Raw genomic sequence first — 15,806 nt, forward strand, 5'->3', positions numbered from 1 at the left:
CTCCTCCGAATGAAAGTCAGCATAAAAAGCTGATTACGTAAAAATTCGTTGTATATAAAACTACATAGCGGTTTGCGCCGCCACTCTTTTCTTTGTGAGCAACCAAAGTGAGTCTCTATGAAAATCAACGCGCCTGAAGCATTAATGGCTGCCGAGGTCACTCGCCGTGGGTTGATGAAAACCACGGCAATAGGCGGCCTGGCCGTAGCCAGCAGCGCCTTCACGCTTCCTTTTACCCGACTGGCCTCAGCGGCTGATGCACTATCCCCAGCCTCAGCTCCGGAAAAAGTGGTGTGGAGTGCCTGTACCGTAAACTGCGGTAGCCGTTGTCCGCTGCGTATGCACGTAGTGGATGGCGAAATAAAATATGTCGAAACCGACAATACCGGGGACGATAACTACGATGGGTTACATCAGGTTCGCGCCTGCTTGCGCGGCCGCTCCATGCGTCGTCGCGTGTATAATCCGGACCGCCTGAAATATCCGATGAAGCGCGTCGGTAAGCGTGGGGAAGGGAAGTTCGAGCGGATTAGCTGGGATGAAGCCTACGACATTATCGCCACCAATATGCAGCGCCTTATCAAAGAGTACGGCAACGAATCCATCTACCTGAACTACGGCACCGGGACGCTCGGCGGTACGCTGACCCGCTCCTGGCCACCGGGTAAAACGCTGGTGGCACGTCTGATGAACTGCTGCGGTGGTTATCTTAATCACTATGGTGACTACTCATCGGCGCAGATTGCTGCTGGCCTGAACTACACATACGGCGGCTGGGCGGACGGCAACAGCCCGTCCGATATCGAAAACAGTAAGCTGGTCGTGCTGTTTGGTAACAACCCGGGCGAAACACGCATGAGCGGCGGCGGGGTAACCTACTACCTGGAACAGGCCCGCGCCAAATCCAATGCCCGCATGATCATTATCGATCCGCGCTATACCGACACCGGCGCCGGACGTGAAGACGAGTGGATCCCAATCCGTCCGGGTACCGATGCAGCGCTGGTCTCGGCGCTTGCGTGGGTAATGATCACAGAAAATCTCGTCGATCAGCCTTTCCTGGATAAATACTGCGTCGGCTATGACGAGAAAACCCTGCCAGCCAGCGCGCCTGCTAACGGTCATTATAAAGCCTATATTCTCGGGCAGGGCAGCGACGGCGTGGCGAAAACGCCCGAGTGGGCGTCCACCATCACCGGTATTCCGCCCGAGCGTATCGTTCAGCTGGCGCGTGAGATTGGCTCGGCCAAACCGGCCTACATCAGCCAGGGCTGGGGACCGCAGCGCCATGCGAACGGCGAAATCGCGACTCGCGCCATCTCCATGCTCTCCATTCTGACCGGCAACGTCGGTATTCACGGCGGTAACACCGGCGCGCGTGAAGGCTCGTATGAAGTGCCGTTTGAACGTATGCCGACGCTGGATAACCCTGTTCAGACCAGCATCTCCATGTTTATGTGGACCGATGCGATCGAACGTGGTCCTGAAATGACCGCCCTGCGCGACGGCGTGCGCGGCAAGGACAAGCTGGACGTGCCGATCAAGATGATCTGGAACTATGCCGGTAACTGTCTCATCAACCAGCACTCCGAAATCAACCGCACCCATGAAATCCTGCAGGATGATAAGAAGTGCGAGATGATTGTGGTCATCGACTGCCACATGACCTCCTCGGCGAAATATGCCGATATCCTGCTGCCGGACTGCACGGCCTCTGAGCAGATGGATTTCGCGCTGGACGCCTCCTGCGGCAACATGTCCTACGTGATCTTTACCGACCAGGCGATTAAACCGCGCTTCGAGTGCAAAACCATTTATGAGATGACCTCTGAGCTGGCGAAACGTCTTGGCGTTGAGCAGCAGTTTACCGAGGGGCGTACTCAGGAAGGGTGGATGCGCCATCTGCATGAACTCTCCCGTAAGGCGGTCCCTGACCTGCCTGATTTCGATACCTTCCGTAAGCAGGGTATGTACAAACAGCGCGATCCGGAAGGGCACCACGTGGCGTACAAAGCGTTCCGTGAAGATCCGCAGGCGAACCCGCTGACCACGCCGTCGGGCAAAATCGAAATCTACTCAGAAGAGCTGGCAAAAATCGCGTCGACCTGGGAGCTGCCGGAAGGGGACGTTATCGATCCGCTGCCGATCTACACGCCAGGTTTCGAGAACTATAACGATCCGCTGACGGCGAAATTCCCGCTGCAGCTGACCGGTTTCCACTACAAAGCGCGCGTGCACTCCACCTACGGTAACGTCGACGTACTCAAGGCCGCCTGCCGTCAGGAGATGTGGATCAACCCGATGGATGCCAAAGCACGCGGCATCAGCAATGGCGATCGCGTGCGTATCTTCAATGGCCGCGGCGAGGTGCACATTGAGGCCAAAGTGACGCCGCGCATGATGCCAGGCGTGGTGGCGCTGGGGGAAGGGGCCTGGTACAACCCTGATGCCAACCGCATCGACCAGGCGGGCAGTATTAACGTACTGACCACGCAGCGTCCGTCGCCGCTGGCGAAGGGCAACCCATCCCACACAAACCTTGTCCAAGTTGAAAAGGTTTAAGGAGTAGCCGATGACAACCCAGTATGGATTTTTTATTGATTCCAGCCGTTGCACCGGGTGCAAAACCTGCGAGCTGGCCTGTAAAGATTACAAAGACCTGACTCCTGACGTCAGCTTCCGCCGCATCTACGAATACGCGGTGACCTGCCCCCACGATTAGATACAACACTCAGTTAGTAACGTCGGAATCTTCATTCTCAGAATGACCCTTTCTCCAGCCCGCTGCAAATTCAGACGGTGTCTGATAATTCAGCGTGGAGTGCGGGCGGCATTCGTTATAATCCTGCCGCCAGTCATTAATAATTTTCCTGGCATGAACGATATCGCTGAACCAGTGCTCATTCAAACATTCATCGCGAAATCGTCCGTTAAAGCTCTCAATAAATCCGTTCTGCGTTGGCTTGCCCGGCTGGATTAAGCGCAACTCAACACCATGCTCAAAGGCCCATTGATCCAGTGCACGGCAAGTGAACTCCGGCCCCTGGTCAGTTCTTATCGTCGCCGGATAGCCTCGAAACAGTGCAATGCTGTCCAGAATACGCGTGACCTGAACGCCTGAAATCCCAAAGGCAACAGTGACCGTCAGGCATTCCTTTGTGAAATCATCGACGCAGGTAAGACACTTGATCCTGCGACCGGTGGAAAGTGCGTCCATGACGAAATCCATCGACCAGGTCAGATTGGGCGCCGCCGGACGGAGCAGCGGCAGACGTTCTGTTGCCAGCCCTTTACGACGTCTTCTGCGTTTTACGCCCAGGCCACTGAGGTGATAAAGCCGGTACACGCGCTTATGATTAACATGAAGCCCTTCACGGCGCAGCAACTGCCAAATACGACGGTAGCCAAAACGCCTGCGCTCCAGTGCCAGCTCAGTGATGCGCCCTGATAAATGCGCATCAGCAGCCGGACGGTGAGCCTCATAGCGGCAGGTCGACAGGGATAAACCTGTAAGCCTGCAGGCACGACGTTGCGACAGACCGGTCGCATCACACATCAACATCACGGCTTCCCGCTTCTGGTCTGTCGTCAGTACTTTCGCCCAAGAGCCACCTGAAGCGCCTCTTTATCCAGCATGGCTTCGGCAAGCAGCTTCTTGAGTCTGGCGTTCTCTTCCTCAAGCGACTTCAGGCGCTTAACTTCAGGCACCTCCATACCGCCATACTTCTTACGCCAGGTGTAAAACGTGGCATCGGAAATGGCATGCTTGCGGCAGAGTTCACGGGCGGGTACCCCAGCTTCGGCTTCGCGGAGAATACTGATGATCTGTTCGTCGGAAAAACGCTTCTTCATGGGGATGTCCTCATGTGGCTTATGAAGACATTACTAACATCGGGGTGTACTAATCAACGGGGAGCAGGTCAGCCGGGGGCGACTGGCAGGAAGATAACGGCGTCTGGCATCAGAACGTCTTTGCCTATTACCTGTCGATTGCCTGTAACCACTGTGAAGATCCGGCCTGCACCAAGGTCTGCCCGAGTGGGGCGATGCACAAGCGTGAAGACGGTTTTGTGGTGGTGGACGAAGATGTCTGCATCGGCTGTCGGTACTGCCACATGGCGTGCCCGTACGGCGCGCCGCAGTACAACGCCGCCAAAGGTCATATGACCAAATGCGACGGTTGCCACACCCGCGTGGCGGACGGCAAAAAGCCGATTTGCGTCGAGTCCTGTCCGCTGCGCGCGCTGGACTTCGGTCCGATTGAAGAGCTGCGTCAAAAACACGGTCAGCTTGCCGCAGTGGCACCGCTGCCGTCTGCGCACTTCACGAAGCCGAGCATTGTGATTAAACCTAACGCCAACAGCCGTCCTACAGGTGACACCACCGGCTACCTGGCAAATCCGAAGGAGGTGTGAGATGGGAAGTGGATGGCATGAATGGCCGCTGATGATCTTCACGGTCTTTGGCCAGTGTGTGGCGGGCGGTTTCATTGTGCTCGCGCTGGCGCTGCTGAAGGGGAATCTCAACGCTGAACAGCAGCAGCGTTTAGTGTTGAGCATGTTTGGCCTGTGGGTGCTGATGGGGATTGGGTTTATCGCCTCTACGCTGCACCTGGGTTCGCCGATGCGCGCGTTTAACTCTCTGAACCGCGTGGGGGCCTCATCCCTCAGTAACGAGATTGCCAGCGGGGCAATTTTCTTTGCCGTCGGTGGGCTGGGCTGGCTGCTGGCCGCTTTGAAGAAATTGCCTGCGGGTCTGCGCAGCCTGTGGCTGATCGTGACCATGGTGCTGGGCGTGGTGTTCGTGTGGATGATGGTGCGCGTCTATAACACCATCGATACCGTTCCAACCTGGTACAGCGTCTGGACGCCGATGAGCTTCTTCCTGACGATGTTTATCGGCGGACCGCTGCTGGGCTACCTGCTGCTGCGCGTGGCGGGCGTAGACGGCTGGGCAATGCGTTTGCTGCCGGCTGTTTCGCTGCTGGGGCTGGTGGTGAGTGCGATGGTCACCCTGATGCAGGGGGCAGAACTGGCAACCATTCACAGCTCTATCCAGCAGGCTTCTGCCCTGGTGCCGGACTACGGTTCTCTGATGGCCTGGCGCATCGTTCTGCTGGTCGCGGCGTTGGTATTCTGGATCGCTCCTCAGCTTAAAGGTTATCAGCCCGCGCTGCCGCTGCTGTCACTGGCCTTTGTGCTGGTCCTGGCGGGTGAACTGATTGGCCGCGGTGTGTTCTACGGCTTGCATATGACCGTTGGTATGGCTATCGCCAGTTAACGTTGCATTGAGTTATATCAAGCCGGGCCTGAGTGCCCGGCTTTTTCTTTTTTCGATCATGAAATTTTTCGACTGTCGTTTTGTTTTAATTTCGCCCATTAATAAATAAAAACAGACACATAATTAATATCTACAGCAGGCGTGGCATTAGCAGGATAAGTTTTTTAAATCGACAGGGAACATATTGTGCGAGGCGGCTAAATCAGTGGATTGACTTTGGTTTTGCCAGTGGCATGATGCGCACGAAATCTGAACTTCCTCACGGTTTTTAATCCATGACCACCTATACCCGGCCAGTGCTTCTGTTGCTTTGTGGCCTGCTTCTGTTGACCCTGGCGATCGCAGTGTTAAATACGCTCGTCCCGCTATGGCTCGCCCATGAAAACTTACCGACCTGGCAGGTGGGTATGGTCAGCTCGTCCTTTTTTACCGGGAACCTGCTGGGTACGCTAATGACCGGGAGCCTGATTAAGCGCTTTGGCTTTAATCGCAGCTATTATCTGGCTTCGCTGATTTTCGCCGCCGGGTGTGCCGGGCTGGGCCTGATGGTCGGCTTCTGGAGCTGGATGGCATGGCGCTTTATCGCAGGCGTAGGCTGCGCGATGATTTGGGTGGTGGTTGAAAGCGCGCTGATGTGCAGCGGCACCTCCCGCAACCGCGGACGCCTGCTGGCGGCCTATATGATGGTTTACTACGTCGGCACCGTGCTGGGGCAACTGATGGTCAGCAAGCTGCCAACCGATCTGATGAGCGTTCTGCCGTGGGTAACGGGCATGGTGCTCGCCGCGATCCTGCCGCTGCTCTTCACGCGCATTGTGAACCAGAACAGCGAGCATCAGGAAGCGACCCACGTCTGGCCGATGCTCAGACTCCGTCAGGCGCGCCTGGGCGTTAACGGCTGCATTATCTCGGGGATTGTACTGGGCTCGCTCTACGGCCTGATGCCGCTCTATCTGAATCATCAGGGCGTCAGCGATTCCGGAATTGGTTTCTGGATGGCGGTCATGGTGAGTGCGGGGACCGTCGGGCAGTGGCCGATTGGCCGTCTGGCGGACCGCTTCGGTCGTCTGCTGGTGCTGCGCGTGCAGGTCTTTGTGGTCATTATGGGATGCCTTGCCATGCTCAGCAACGCCGCGATGGCGCCTGCGCTGTTTATTCTCGGGGCGGCCGGCTTTACGCTCTATCCGGTCGCGATGGCCTGGGCCTGTGAGAAAGTTGAACATCACCAGCTGGTGGCAATGAACCAGGCGCTGTTACTGAGCTATACCATCGGCAGCTTATTAGGGCCGACGTTTACCGCGATGCTGATGCAGAATTACTCTGATAACTTATTGTTTATCATGATCGCCAGCGTATCGTTTATTTATCTCTTAATGCTGCTGCGCAAAGTGGGAGAACACCCAACGCCTGTGGCTCATGCCTGATTAATTAAAAGCCTGTCGATGACAGGCTTTTTTGTCCCTGTCACAACTAAGAGTTTTACTTATTGTTTGTTTATTGCGCCAGGCGATAATTCATGTGAGTCCTACCACTATAAGGCAGCAATCATGTCTATTCGTCGTTTTTCCACTACCGCACTTGCCGTAGTGTTGTCTTTAACGTTTGCAACGGCTCCGGTCATGGCTAATCCTGGAAACGGGAATGGCGGTGGTCACGGAAACGGTGGCGGGCAAGGTAATGGCGGTAATCATGGTAACGGAAATTCTGGTAACCATGGCAATAAGCAAAATAACGGTCAGGATAACCCTGGAAAATCGGATAAAAGCTTTAAAAGCAGTAAAGATGTCGGTAACGATGTCGACGCTCGCGTGAGCTTCGATCATGCCCGCCATCTGGCGCTGAATTATGGCCTAACGGGCTATGACTCTCTGCCTCCGGGTATCGCGAAAAACCTGGCGCGCGGTAAGCCGTTGCCTCCGGGCATTGCGAAGAAAACCGTGCCGGCCTCAATGCTGGGTCAGCTTCCTTCCTACCCTGGCTATGAATGGCGCGTGGTCGGAGACGACCTGGTCTTAATTGCGCTGAGTACAGCCATTGTGACGTCCGTTATTAACGGCGTCTTTAAATAGAATATAAAAAGGCCCGGTTTTCACCGGGCTTTTCTTTAATACATCACCTTGTGGCCGTACTGTTCAAGAATACCTTTGACGCGTTCCATCGTCTCTTTTTTTGGCGGCTTCACGCCATCAAGTTTGTACTCTTCGCCCATCGCCACCCATTTATGTTTACCCAGCTCGTGATAGGGCAGAAGCTCGATTTTCTCGACGTTGCCCATGTCGCGGGTAAATTCCCCCAGGCGGTGCGCGGAGTCGTCATCATCTGACCAGCCGGGAACCACCACGTAGCGGATCCAGGTTTTGATGCCTTTATCGGCAATGTATTTGGCAAATTCCAGCGTGCGGTGGTTTGAGACGCCAACCAGGTTCTGGTGGATCTCATCGTTCATCTGTTTAAGATCGAGCATCACCAGATCGGTCACTTCAAGCAGCTCGTCGATAACCGGATCGTAGCGGCGCACAAAGCCGTTGGTGTCGAGGCAGGTATGAATGCCTTCTTTATGGCAGGCGCGGAACCAGTCGCGGACAAATTCGGCCTGCAGAATGGCTTCACCGCCGGATGCGGTGACGCCGCCGCCGGACGCGTTCATAAAGTGGCGGTAGGTCACCACCTCTTTCATCAAGTCTTCAACGGTCACTTCTTTACCGCCGTGCGTATCCCAGGTGTCACGGTTATGGCAGTACAGGCAGCGCATCAGGCAGCCCTGGAAAAAGGTGATGAAACGGATACCCGGGCCATCGACGGTGCCACAGGATTCAAAGGAGTGAATGCGACCAATAATTGACATTGCGGTGATATCTCCAGCATCGGCCCGTCCGGGGCCTGAGTATGCACAGCTCAAAGCCGGCTGTGTTGAAGTCTGTTTTGGCTGATATCCATAGAGTATAGATAGCGGACAAAAGAGACTGAGGTGGAGAGGGTGCTAAAAAGGCCCCACTGACGTGGAGCCTTTATTGTACGCTTTTTAACGCGTGATTTCAGTCAATTCCAGTTACATGGACTGAGTGAAAGTACGGGTGATAACGTCCTGCTGCTGTTCTTTAGTCAGGGAGTTAAAACGTACTGCGTAGCCAGATACGCGGATGGTCAGCTGAGGATATTTCTCAGGGTGTTCCATCGCGTCGAGCAGCATTTCACGGTTCATGACGTTCACGTTCAGGTGCTGACCACCTTCGATGGACGCTTCGTGGTGGAAGTAACCATCCATCAGACCCGCGAGGTTAGTTTTACGCACTTCGTCGTCTTTACCCAGCGCGTTTGGCACGATAGAGAAGGTATAAGAGATACCATCTTTCGCGTAAGCAAACGGCAGTTTAGCAACGGAGGTCAGAGAGGCAACCGCACCTTTCTGGTCACGACCGTGCATTGGGTTAGCACCTGGGCCAAATGGCGCGCCAGCACGACGACCGTCTGGGGTGTTACCGGTTTTCTTACCATACACAACGTTAGAGGTGATGGTCAGAACAGACTGAGTCGGGATAGCGTTACGGTAAGTAGTCAGTTTCTGAATTTTCTTCATGAAACGTTCTACCAGGTCAACCGCCATGTCATCAACGCGAGAGTCGTTGTTACCAAACTGCGGATACTCACCTTCGATTTCGAAGTCTACAGCCAGGCCGTCTTCGTCACGAATTGGTTTAACTTTCGCATATTTGATTGCAGACAGGGAGTCAGCAGCAACGGACAGACCAGCGATACCACACGCCATGGTGCGGATAACGTCACGGTCGTGCAGCGCCATCAGAGAGGCTTCGTAGCTGTACTTGTCGTGCATGTAGTGGATTACGTTCAGCGCAGTGACATACTGTTTAGCCAGCCAGTCCATGAAGTGATCCATACGTTCCATCACTTCGTCGAAGTTCAGAACGTCGCCTTTGATCGGCTCAGACTTAGGACCAACCTGCATTTTCAGTTTTTCATCAACGCCGCCGTTGATTGCGTACAGCATGGTTTTCGCCAGGTTTGCACGCGCACCGAAGAACTGCATTTGTTTACCAACAACCATTGGGCTTACGCAGCAAGCGATAGCGTAATCGTCGTTGTTGAAGTCCGGACGCATCAGGTCATCGTTCTCGTACTGCAGAGAAGAGGTATCGATGGACACTTTAGCGGCGAATTTCTTGAAGTTCAGAGGCAGTTTTTCAGACCACAGAACGGTGATGTTCGGCTCCGGAGAAGGACCCATGGTGTAAAGGGTGTTCAGGAAGCGGAAGCTGTTTTTGGTTACCAGAGTACGGCCGTCAACGCCCATACCACCGATTGATTCTGTTGCCCAGATTGGGTCACCAGAGAACAGCTCATCGTATTCAGGAGTACGCAGGAAGCGAACCATACGCAGTTTCATGACCAGGTGGTCAATCATTTCCTGAGCGTCTTGCTCGGTGATTTTGCCTGCTTTGATGTCGCGTTCGATGTACGCATCCAGGAAGGTGGATACGCGACCGAAGGACATTGCTGCACCGTTCTGAGACTTAACAGCGGCCAGGTAGCCGAAGTAGGTCCACTGGATAGCTTCCTGAGCGTTGGTAGCCGGACCAGAGATATCGCAGCCATATTTTGCTGCCATCTCTTTGATCTGACCCAGCGCGCGGTGCTGTTCAGCGATTTCTTCACGCAGACGGATAGTCGCTTCCAGGTTTACGCCGTTTTCCAGATCGGACTGCAGGGAAACAAACTGCGCGTACTTGTCTTTCATCAGGAAGTCGATACCGTACAGCGCAACGCGACGGTAGTCACCGATGATACGGCCACGGCCATACGCATCTGGCAGACCAGTCAGAACGCCAGATTTACGGCAGTTCAGAATGTCTTTGGTGTAAACATCGAATACGCCCTGGTTGTGGGTTTTGCGGTATTCGGTGAAGATTTTTTTCAGCATTGGGTCCAGCTCGCGGTTATACGCTTTGCAGGAACCTTCAACCATTTTGATACCACCGAACGGGATGATTGCGCGTTTCAGTGGTGCTTCAGTCTGCAGACCAACGATTTTCTCAAGGGCTTTGTTGATGTAGCCAGCATCGTGAGAAGTGATGGTGGAAGCAACGGAGGTGTCAAAATCAACTGGCGCGTGAGTGCGGTTTTCCAGTTTAACGCCTTCCATTACGCTGTCCCACAGCTTGGTGGTCGCGTCAGTTGCGCCAGCCAGGAAGGATTCGTCACCTTCATACGGGGTATAGTTTTTCTGAATGAAGTCACGTACGTTTACTTCATTCTGCCAGTCACCTTTCGCAAAACCTTCCCAGGCTGTGGCTAACTTTTCATTAAGCTCGGACATGTAACACCTACCTTCTTAAGTGGATTTTTTATTTACTGCCTGAGAAAACCATCAATGATGATCGTCGCCACGCAGGTAAATGACCCAGTATGTCAACCCAACTAACAGACCCCCACCGATAATGTTCCCGATAGTGACAGGGATCAGGTTATCAGTAATGAAATTCATAATAGTCAGGTGAGAGAAACTTTCCGGGGATGAACCAACTGCGGTCCAGAACTCCGGGCTTGCAAAGTCGCGGATGACAATGCCCATTGGGATCATGAACATATTCGCGATACTGTGCTCAAAGCCGCTGGCAACAAACATCGCAACCGGCAGAACCATAATTAAGGCTTTGTCCATCAGGCTACGACCCGAGTAGCTCATCCATACAGCCAGGCAGACCATCAGGTTAGCGAGGATGCCGAGAGCAACGGCTTCGATAAATGTGTGGTGCATTTTGTGGTCGGCGGTTTGCAGGACGTTAAGGCCCCAGCCACCGTTGGCGGTCATGTACTCGCCAGAAAGCCACATCAACAAAACAAAGAGCAGACAGCCAACCAGGTTACCCACGTAGACGTTAAGCCAGTTGCGTGCCAGCTGACCCCAGGTAATTCTTCCGCTGGCCTTTGCCACGACAATCAGCACCGTTGAGGTGAAGAGGTCGGCGCCGCAGATGACGCAGAGAATCAGACCCAGTGAGAAGCAAATGCCGCCAATCAGTTTGGCCATGCCGAAAGGCATTCCGGCAGTACCGGTGGTGGCGGTGATGTAGAAGACGAAAGCGATAGAGATGAACACACCAGCCGTGATCGCCAGATAGAACGTCTTCATCGGGTGTTTCGTTGCTTTATAGACACCCGCTTCTTCGGCAACTTTGGCCATCGCAGCAGGGAGTAAAAGATCAAAAGGGTTGTCAGCTTTCACACTAACTCTCTCTTTATTAAGTCGGCGACGAGATACTAACAAAGCATTATAGAAGAGAAATTGATATAGATCATATCTCGCCTGGCTTATAGGCCCGCAGTGTGTATGGTTTTACAGCAAATGCGGAGTAAGTATTTGATTATCCGTATAAAAATAAATTTTAAAAGTTATGAAAAGAGTTGAATTTTTTCGTTCAGCCACCTCTGACACAGTTAATTAATATGGAGTATTTACCATAAAAAGTAACAGTAAAGCCCAGGTAAATATTATTATATTTACCCATGTTTAACTTTATTATTACAATCAACAGTCATTGCCGAAGAAAATAAAAAACGGGGCAATGAAATTGCCCCGTAATATAGCCCAGACGATTGAATACGCCTACAGCTGGTAATGTTATGTGCGCTTATTTTGACCAGTAAGCGGCTTTTGCTTTCTGCAGTTTTTCGTAGGCCTTCAGCAGCGACTGATGCGCCGGGAAGGCTTTCAGATCGCTATCAACAGCCTGCAGGCCATAGAACGGCTCTTCGCCGCTCAGGGCTGCACTGGCTGCTTCTACGGCCTCAGCTCCGTACATCCGCACGAAAGCATTCAGGTATTGCAGCGGCTCGCGATCCTCTTCCTGGGCCAGCAGCAGCAGGGTTTGCAGGCAGCGGTAATAATTGGTGCGCTCGGCAGAGAAGACCGACTGGTTGAATTCCATGGTCCACTCGGTCCAGGCCAGGGCCTGATCCAAATCGCCACCCGCCAGGGCCAGCATCGCTTTCAGCTCACCGATGCGCAGGGTATACCAGCCGTTGTCTTTACCGGTCGCCAGGCCCAGCAGTTCGCGTACGCGGGTAAAGTCATCGTGGCCTTCTTCGTCCAGCTGGGCGATCAGGTTCAGATAATCTTCTTTCTCCCACTCGCTGCCCGGCAGAGCCAGCAGCGTTTCGCGCAGGTGCGCGCCCATGCTGTTATTGGCCAGCCACAGATCTTCAGCCGGGTAGATGTCGGACATGCCCGGAACGATAATGCGGCACGCGTAGACGCCAAGATGTTCGTAGTCGGCAATGTAGACTTCCCGATCTTCCGCGTTGAAGATGGCCATCAGCGTGGCGAACTCTTCTTCCGTGGTCCCGGCAAAGCTCCAGTCCACGAACGGATAGTCGGCGACCTGCTTGAACATATCCCAGGAAATTAAACCGCTGGAGTCGATGAAATGGGTTTCAAGGTTGGTATGCTCGGCCACTTCTTCATCGTCAAACGTTGGCGGGGTGAAGACGTCGAGATCTTTCAGGCTACGGCCCTGCAGCAGCTCGGTAACGGTACGCTCCAGCGCCACGCCGAAGTCAGGGTGCGCGCCGAATGAGGCGAAGCAGGTACCGTTGGTCGGGTTAAACAGCACGACGCAGATAACCGGATACTTACCGCCCAGCGAGCCGTCATAGGCAAAGATTGGGAAACCTTCGGCTTCCAGCTTGGCGATGGACTCCACTACGCCCGGGTAGCGCGCCAGCACGTCTGCCGGAATTTCAGGCAGGCTGATGGATTCGGCAATAATGCGGTTTTTGATGTGACGCTCGAAGACTTCAGACAGACCCTGCACGCGCGCTTCATTGCGGGTGTTTCCGGCGGACATGCCGTTGGATACATACAGGTTGCCGACGATGTTCATCGGGATATAGACGGTCTGCTCGTCAGACTGACGGGTAAAGGGCAGGGCGCAAATACCGCGATCGTCGTTTCCGGACTGCAGATCGATCAGCATGCTGGCGGTCAGTTCGCTGTCTGGATCGTAGAAGGCACGCAGGCGCGCGTCGAGAATACCTTCCGGCAGCTCGTCATCTTCGGTCAGCGGGAACCATTTTTCATTTGGATAGTGAACGAACGGGCCGTTAGCGATGGTTTCGCCCAGCCAGAAGTCAGCGAAGAAATAGTTGGTGGACAGACGCTCAAAATACTCACCCAGCGCAGAGGCCAGTGCCGCTTTTTTTGTCGCGCCTTTACCGTTGGTAAAGCACAGGGCACAGTCTTTATCGCGAATATGCACGGACCAGACGTGAGGTACCGGATTGAGCCAGGAGGCTTCTTCGATGTTAAAACCCAGGTCGGTCAGTTTCTGTTGGAAGCGAGCGATGGAATCTTCCAGAGCGGCGTCTTTGCCGGGGATAAACGTTTGAGTCATGGCGTTCACTTTTATCGTACGTAAAGCGCGCAATGATACGGGTTTTGCGTGACGGGTGCTATCTTCGGCGAAAATAAAAGGCTGGGCTATGCTTAGTGGCAGTAACTGACTGTTAAGGCATAGAAAAATGAAAGCATTTGATCTCCAGCGGATGGCGTTTGATAAAGTTCCTCCTGAATTTCTGGGCGAAGTGGCGCTGCGCAGCCTGTATACCTTCGTCCTCGTCTTCCTGTTTCTTAAAATCACCGGCCGCCGAGGCGTGCGGCAGATGTCGCTCTTTGAGGTGTTGATCATCCTGACGCTGGGCTCGGCGGCGGGTGACGTCGCCTTTTATGACGACGTGCCGATGGTGCCGGTGTTTATCGTTTTTGTCTCACTGGCGCTACTTTACCGTCTTGTCATGTGGCTGATGTCGAAAAGCGAAAAGCTGGAAGATCTGCTTGAAGGGAAGCCGGTCGTTATCGTCGAGGACGGACAGCTGGCCTGGGAAAATGTACAAAGCGCCAATATGACCGAGTTTGAGTTCTTTATGGAGCTTCGCCTGAACAGCGTTGAACAGCTCGGGCAGGTGCGTCTGGCGATCATGGAAACCAACGGGCAGATCAGCGTCTATTACTATTCTGACGACGAGGTGAAGCCGGGACTGTGTATCCTGCCGGATATGCTCATTGAGCGTTTCAGAACCGTACCGGAATCAGGCGAGTATGCTTGCGTAAGATGTAGCCATGTTGTCGCGATGCAGCCGGGGGATCGTCAATTATGCCCCCGCTGTGCAAATCCGGAATGGACGAAGGTTAGCCGGGCCAAACGCATCACCTGACAGCCATTTTGTCGGTTTTGTCCTGGCGAGGCGGCAGATTGTTTTGTGTGACGCGGGGCACATTTCGCGGGTCATAAGTTTTAGATATTGCGGCGCGTGTCACTGAATGATAAAACCGATATCCACAGTTATAACTTATGGCTTTTAGCGTGGTGAGGGGAAATGGCTCAAGTCTTTAATTTCAGTTCAGGTCCGGCAATGTTACCGGCAGACGTGCTTAAACAGGCTCAACAGGAACTCTGTGACTGGAACGGTCTCGGTACGTCGGTGATGGAAATCAGCCACCGTGGTAAAGAGTTTATTCAGGTGGCGGAAGAGGCAGAAAAGGATTTTCGCGATCTGCTGAATATTCCCTCGAACTACAAAGTATTGTTCTGTCACGGCGGTGGACGCGGCCAGTTTGCAGGCGTTCCGCTGAATATTCTCGGTGATAAAACGACGGCTGACTACGTTGACGCAGGTTACTGGGCGGCAAGCGCGGTTAAAGAAGCGCATAAATACTGCACGCCGAATGTTATCGACGCCAAAGTGACCGTTGACGGTCTGCGCGCCGTGAAGCCAATGAGCGAGTGGCAGCTTTCCGATAACGCAGCGTATCTGCACTACTGCCCGAACGAAACCATTGACGGGATTGCCATCGACGAGACGCCAAACTTCGGTAGCGATGTCGTGGTTGCCGCCGACTTCTCCTCCACCATTCTGTCTGCGCCAATTGATGTCAGCCGCTACGGCGTTATCTATGCGGGCGCGCAGAAAAATATCGGCCCGGCCGGTTTGACTATCGTCGTTGTGCGTGAAGACCTGCTGGGTAAAGCACATAAATCCTGTCCTTCGATTCTCGATTACACCGTGCTGAACGATAACGATTCGATGTTCAACACCCCACCAACGTTTGCCTGGTATCTCTCCGGCCTGGTCTTCAAATGGCTGAAGCAAAACGGCGGCGTGGCGCAGATGGACAAGGTCAATCAGCAGAAAGCTGAACTGCTGTATGGCGTGATCGACAAGAGCGATTTCTACCGCAACGATGTGGCGAAAGCGAACCGTTCCCGCATGAACGTGCCGTTCCAGTTGGCGGACAGCAGCCTGGACAAAGTATTCCTGGAAGAGTCCTTCGCGGCAGGTCTGCATGCGCTCAAAGGTCACCGTGTCGTTGGCGGCATGCGTGCCTCCATCTATAACGCGATGCCGCTGGAAGGCGTTAAAGCCCTGACGGATTTCATGATCGACTTCGAACGTCGTCACGGTTAATTTGCTGTTTTTCACCCCCGCAGCGTCCCTGCGGGGTTTTTATTATG

General features: G+C 53.8%; 11 protein-coding genes and 2 pseudogenes. 8 read left to right on the plus strand and 5 right to left on the minus strand.

The window, feature by feature from the left end:
- Positions 1-117 precede the first annotated feature (117 nt).
- Positions 118-2,562 carry a dimethylsulfoxide reductase subunit A gene (gene dmsA / locus LBF07_RS18625; RefSeq protein ID WP_094935407.1) on the plus strand — a complete coding sequence of 815 codons (2,445 nt, stop codon included), beginning with the start codon at positions 118-120 and terminating at the stop codon, positions 2,560-2,562.
- 10 nt (positions 2,563-2,572) lie between these two features.
- Positions 2,573-2,701, plus strand: a pseudogene (locus LBF07_RS18630) (4Fe-4S binding protein); the annotation flags it as partial.
- 30 nt (positions 2,702-2,731) lie between these two features.
- Here the strand turns inward: LBF07_RS18630 and LBF07_RS18635 are convergent.
- Positions 2,732-3,852, minus strand: a protein-coding gene (locus tag LBF07_RS18635; protein ID WP_087451024.1) for an IS3-like element ISSen4 family transposase whose coding sequence is annotated in 2 segments (ribosomal slippage) — positions 2,732-3,594 and positions 3,594-3,852 — 1,122 coding nt in all. Because the reading frame shifts where the segments join, the coding sequence is not laid out codon by codon here.
- 71 nt (positions 3,853-3,923) lie between these two features.
- Here LBF07_RS18635 and LBF07_RS18640 point away from each other — a divergent pair.
- The 4 genes and pseudogenes from LBF07_RS18640 to LBF07_RS18655 all read left to right on the plus strand — a co-directional run.
- A pseudogene (locus tag LBF07_RS18640) lies at positions 3,924-4,415 on the plus strand (4Fe-4S dicluster domain-containing protein); the annotation flags it as partial.
- A 1-nt stretch (position 4,416) separates the two neighbouring features.
- Positions 4,417-5,280: a dimethyl sulfoxide reductase anchor subunit family protein gene (locus LBF07_RS18645; RefSeq protein WP_094935408.1), complete on the plus strand. Its 864-nt coding sequence runs from the start codon at positions 4,417-4,419 to the stop codon at positions 5,278-5,280.
- Between the two features lie 275 nt (positions 5,281-5,555).
- Positions 5,556-6,704: an MFS transporter gene (locus tag LBF07_RS18650; protein WP_094935409.1), complete on the plus strand. Its 1,149-nt coding sequence runs from the start codon at positions 5,556-5,558 to the stop codon at positions 6,702-6,704.
- A 123-nt stretch (positions 6,705-6,827) separates the two neighbouring features.
- Complete coding sequence (locus tag LBF07_RS18655; protein WP_023310990.1) at positions 6,828-7,349, plus strand: anti-virulence regulator CigR family protein; 522 nt, start codon at positions 6,828-6,830, stop codon at positions 7,347-7,349.
- Positions 7,350-7,384: 35 nt separating this feature from the next.
- Here the strand turns inward: LBF07_RS18655 and pflA are convergent, their stop codons facing one another.
- From pflA to ycaO, 4 genes are all read right to left on the minus strand, one after another.
- A complete protein-coding gene (pflA, locus tag LBF07_RS18660) occupies positions 7,385-8,125 on the minus strand; it encodes a pyruvate formate lyase 1-activating protein (protein WP_023310991.1) in 741 nt (246 codons plus the stop codon).
- A 204-nt stretch (positions 8,126-8,329) separates the two neighbouring features.
- Positions 8,330-10,612, minus strand: a complete 2,283-nt coding sequence (gene pflB / locus LBF07_RS18665) for a formate C-acetyltransferase (protein ID WP_033145088.1) — start codon at positions 10,610-10,612, stop codon at positions 8,330-8,332.
- 51 nt (positions 10,613-10,663) lie between these two features.
- Positions 10,664-11,521, minus strand: coding sequence for a formate transporter FocA (focA, locus tag LBF07_RS18670; RefSeq protein ID WP_008499974.1), 858 nt, complete (start codon positions 11,519-11,521; stop codon positions 10,664-10,666).
- A 406-nt stretch (positions 11,522-11,927) separates the two neighbouring features.
- Positions 11,928-13,688, minus strand: coding sequence for a 30S ribosomal protein S12 methylthiotransferase accessory factor YcaO (gene ycaO / locus LBF07_RS18675; protein WP_094935410.1), 1,761 nt, complete (start codon positions 13,686-13,688; stop codon positions 11,928-11,930).
- Between the two features lie 127 nt (positions 13,689-13,815).
- On the opposite strand from ycaO, the gene LBF07_RS18680 reads away from it, so the two are divergent.
- Together LBF07_RS18680 and serC are read left to right on the plus strand one after the other, a co-directional pair.
- Positions 13,816-14,508: a DUF421 domain-containing protein gene (locus tag LBF07_RS18680; protein WP_023310994.1), complete on the plus strand. Its 693-nt coding sequence runs from the start codon at positions 13,816-13,818 to the stop codon at positions 14,506-14,508.
- A gap of 162 nt (positions 14,509-14,670) precedes the next feature.
- Complete coding sequence (serC, locus tag LBF07_RS18685) at positions 14,671-15,759, plus strand: 3-phosphoserine/phosphohydroxythreonine transaminase (RefSeq protein ID WP_029739497.1); 1,089 nt, start codon at positions 14,671-14,673, stop codon at positions 15,757-15,759.
- Positions 15,760-15,806 lie beyond the last annotated feature (47 nt).

Source organism: Enterobacter cloacae complex sp. ECL352 (genome assembly GCF_020149545.1).
Taxonomy (GTDB): domain Bacteria; phylum Pseudomonadota; class Gammaproteobacteria; order Enterobacterales; family Enterobacteriaceae; genus Enterobacter; species Enterobacter asburiae_B.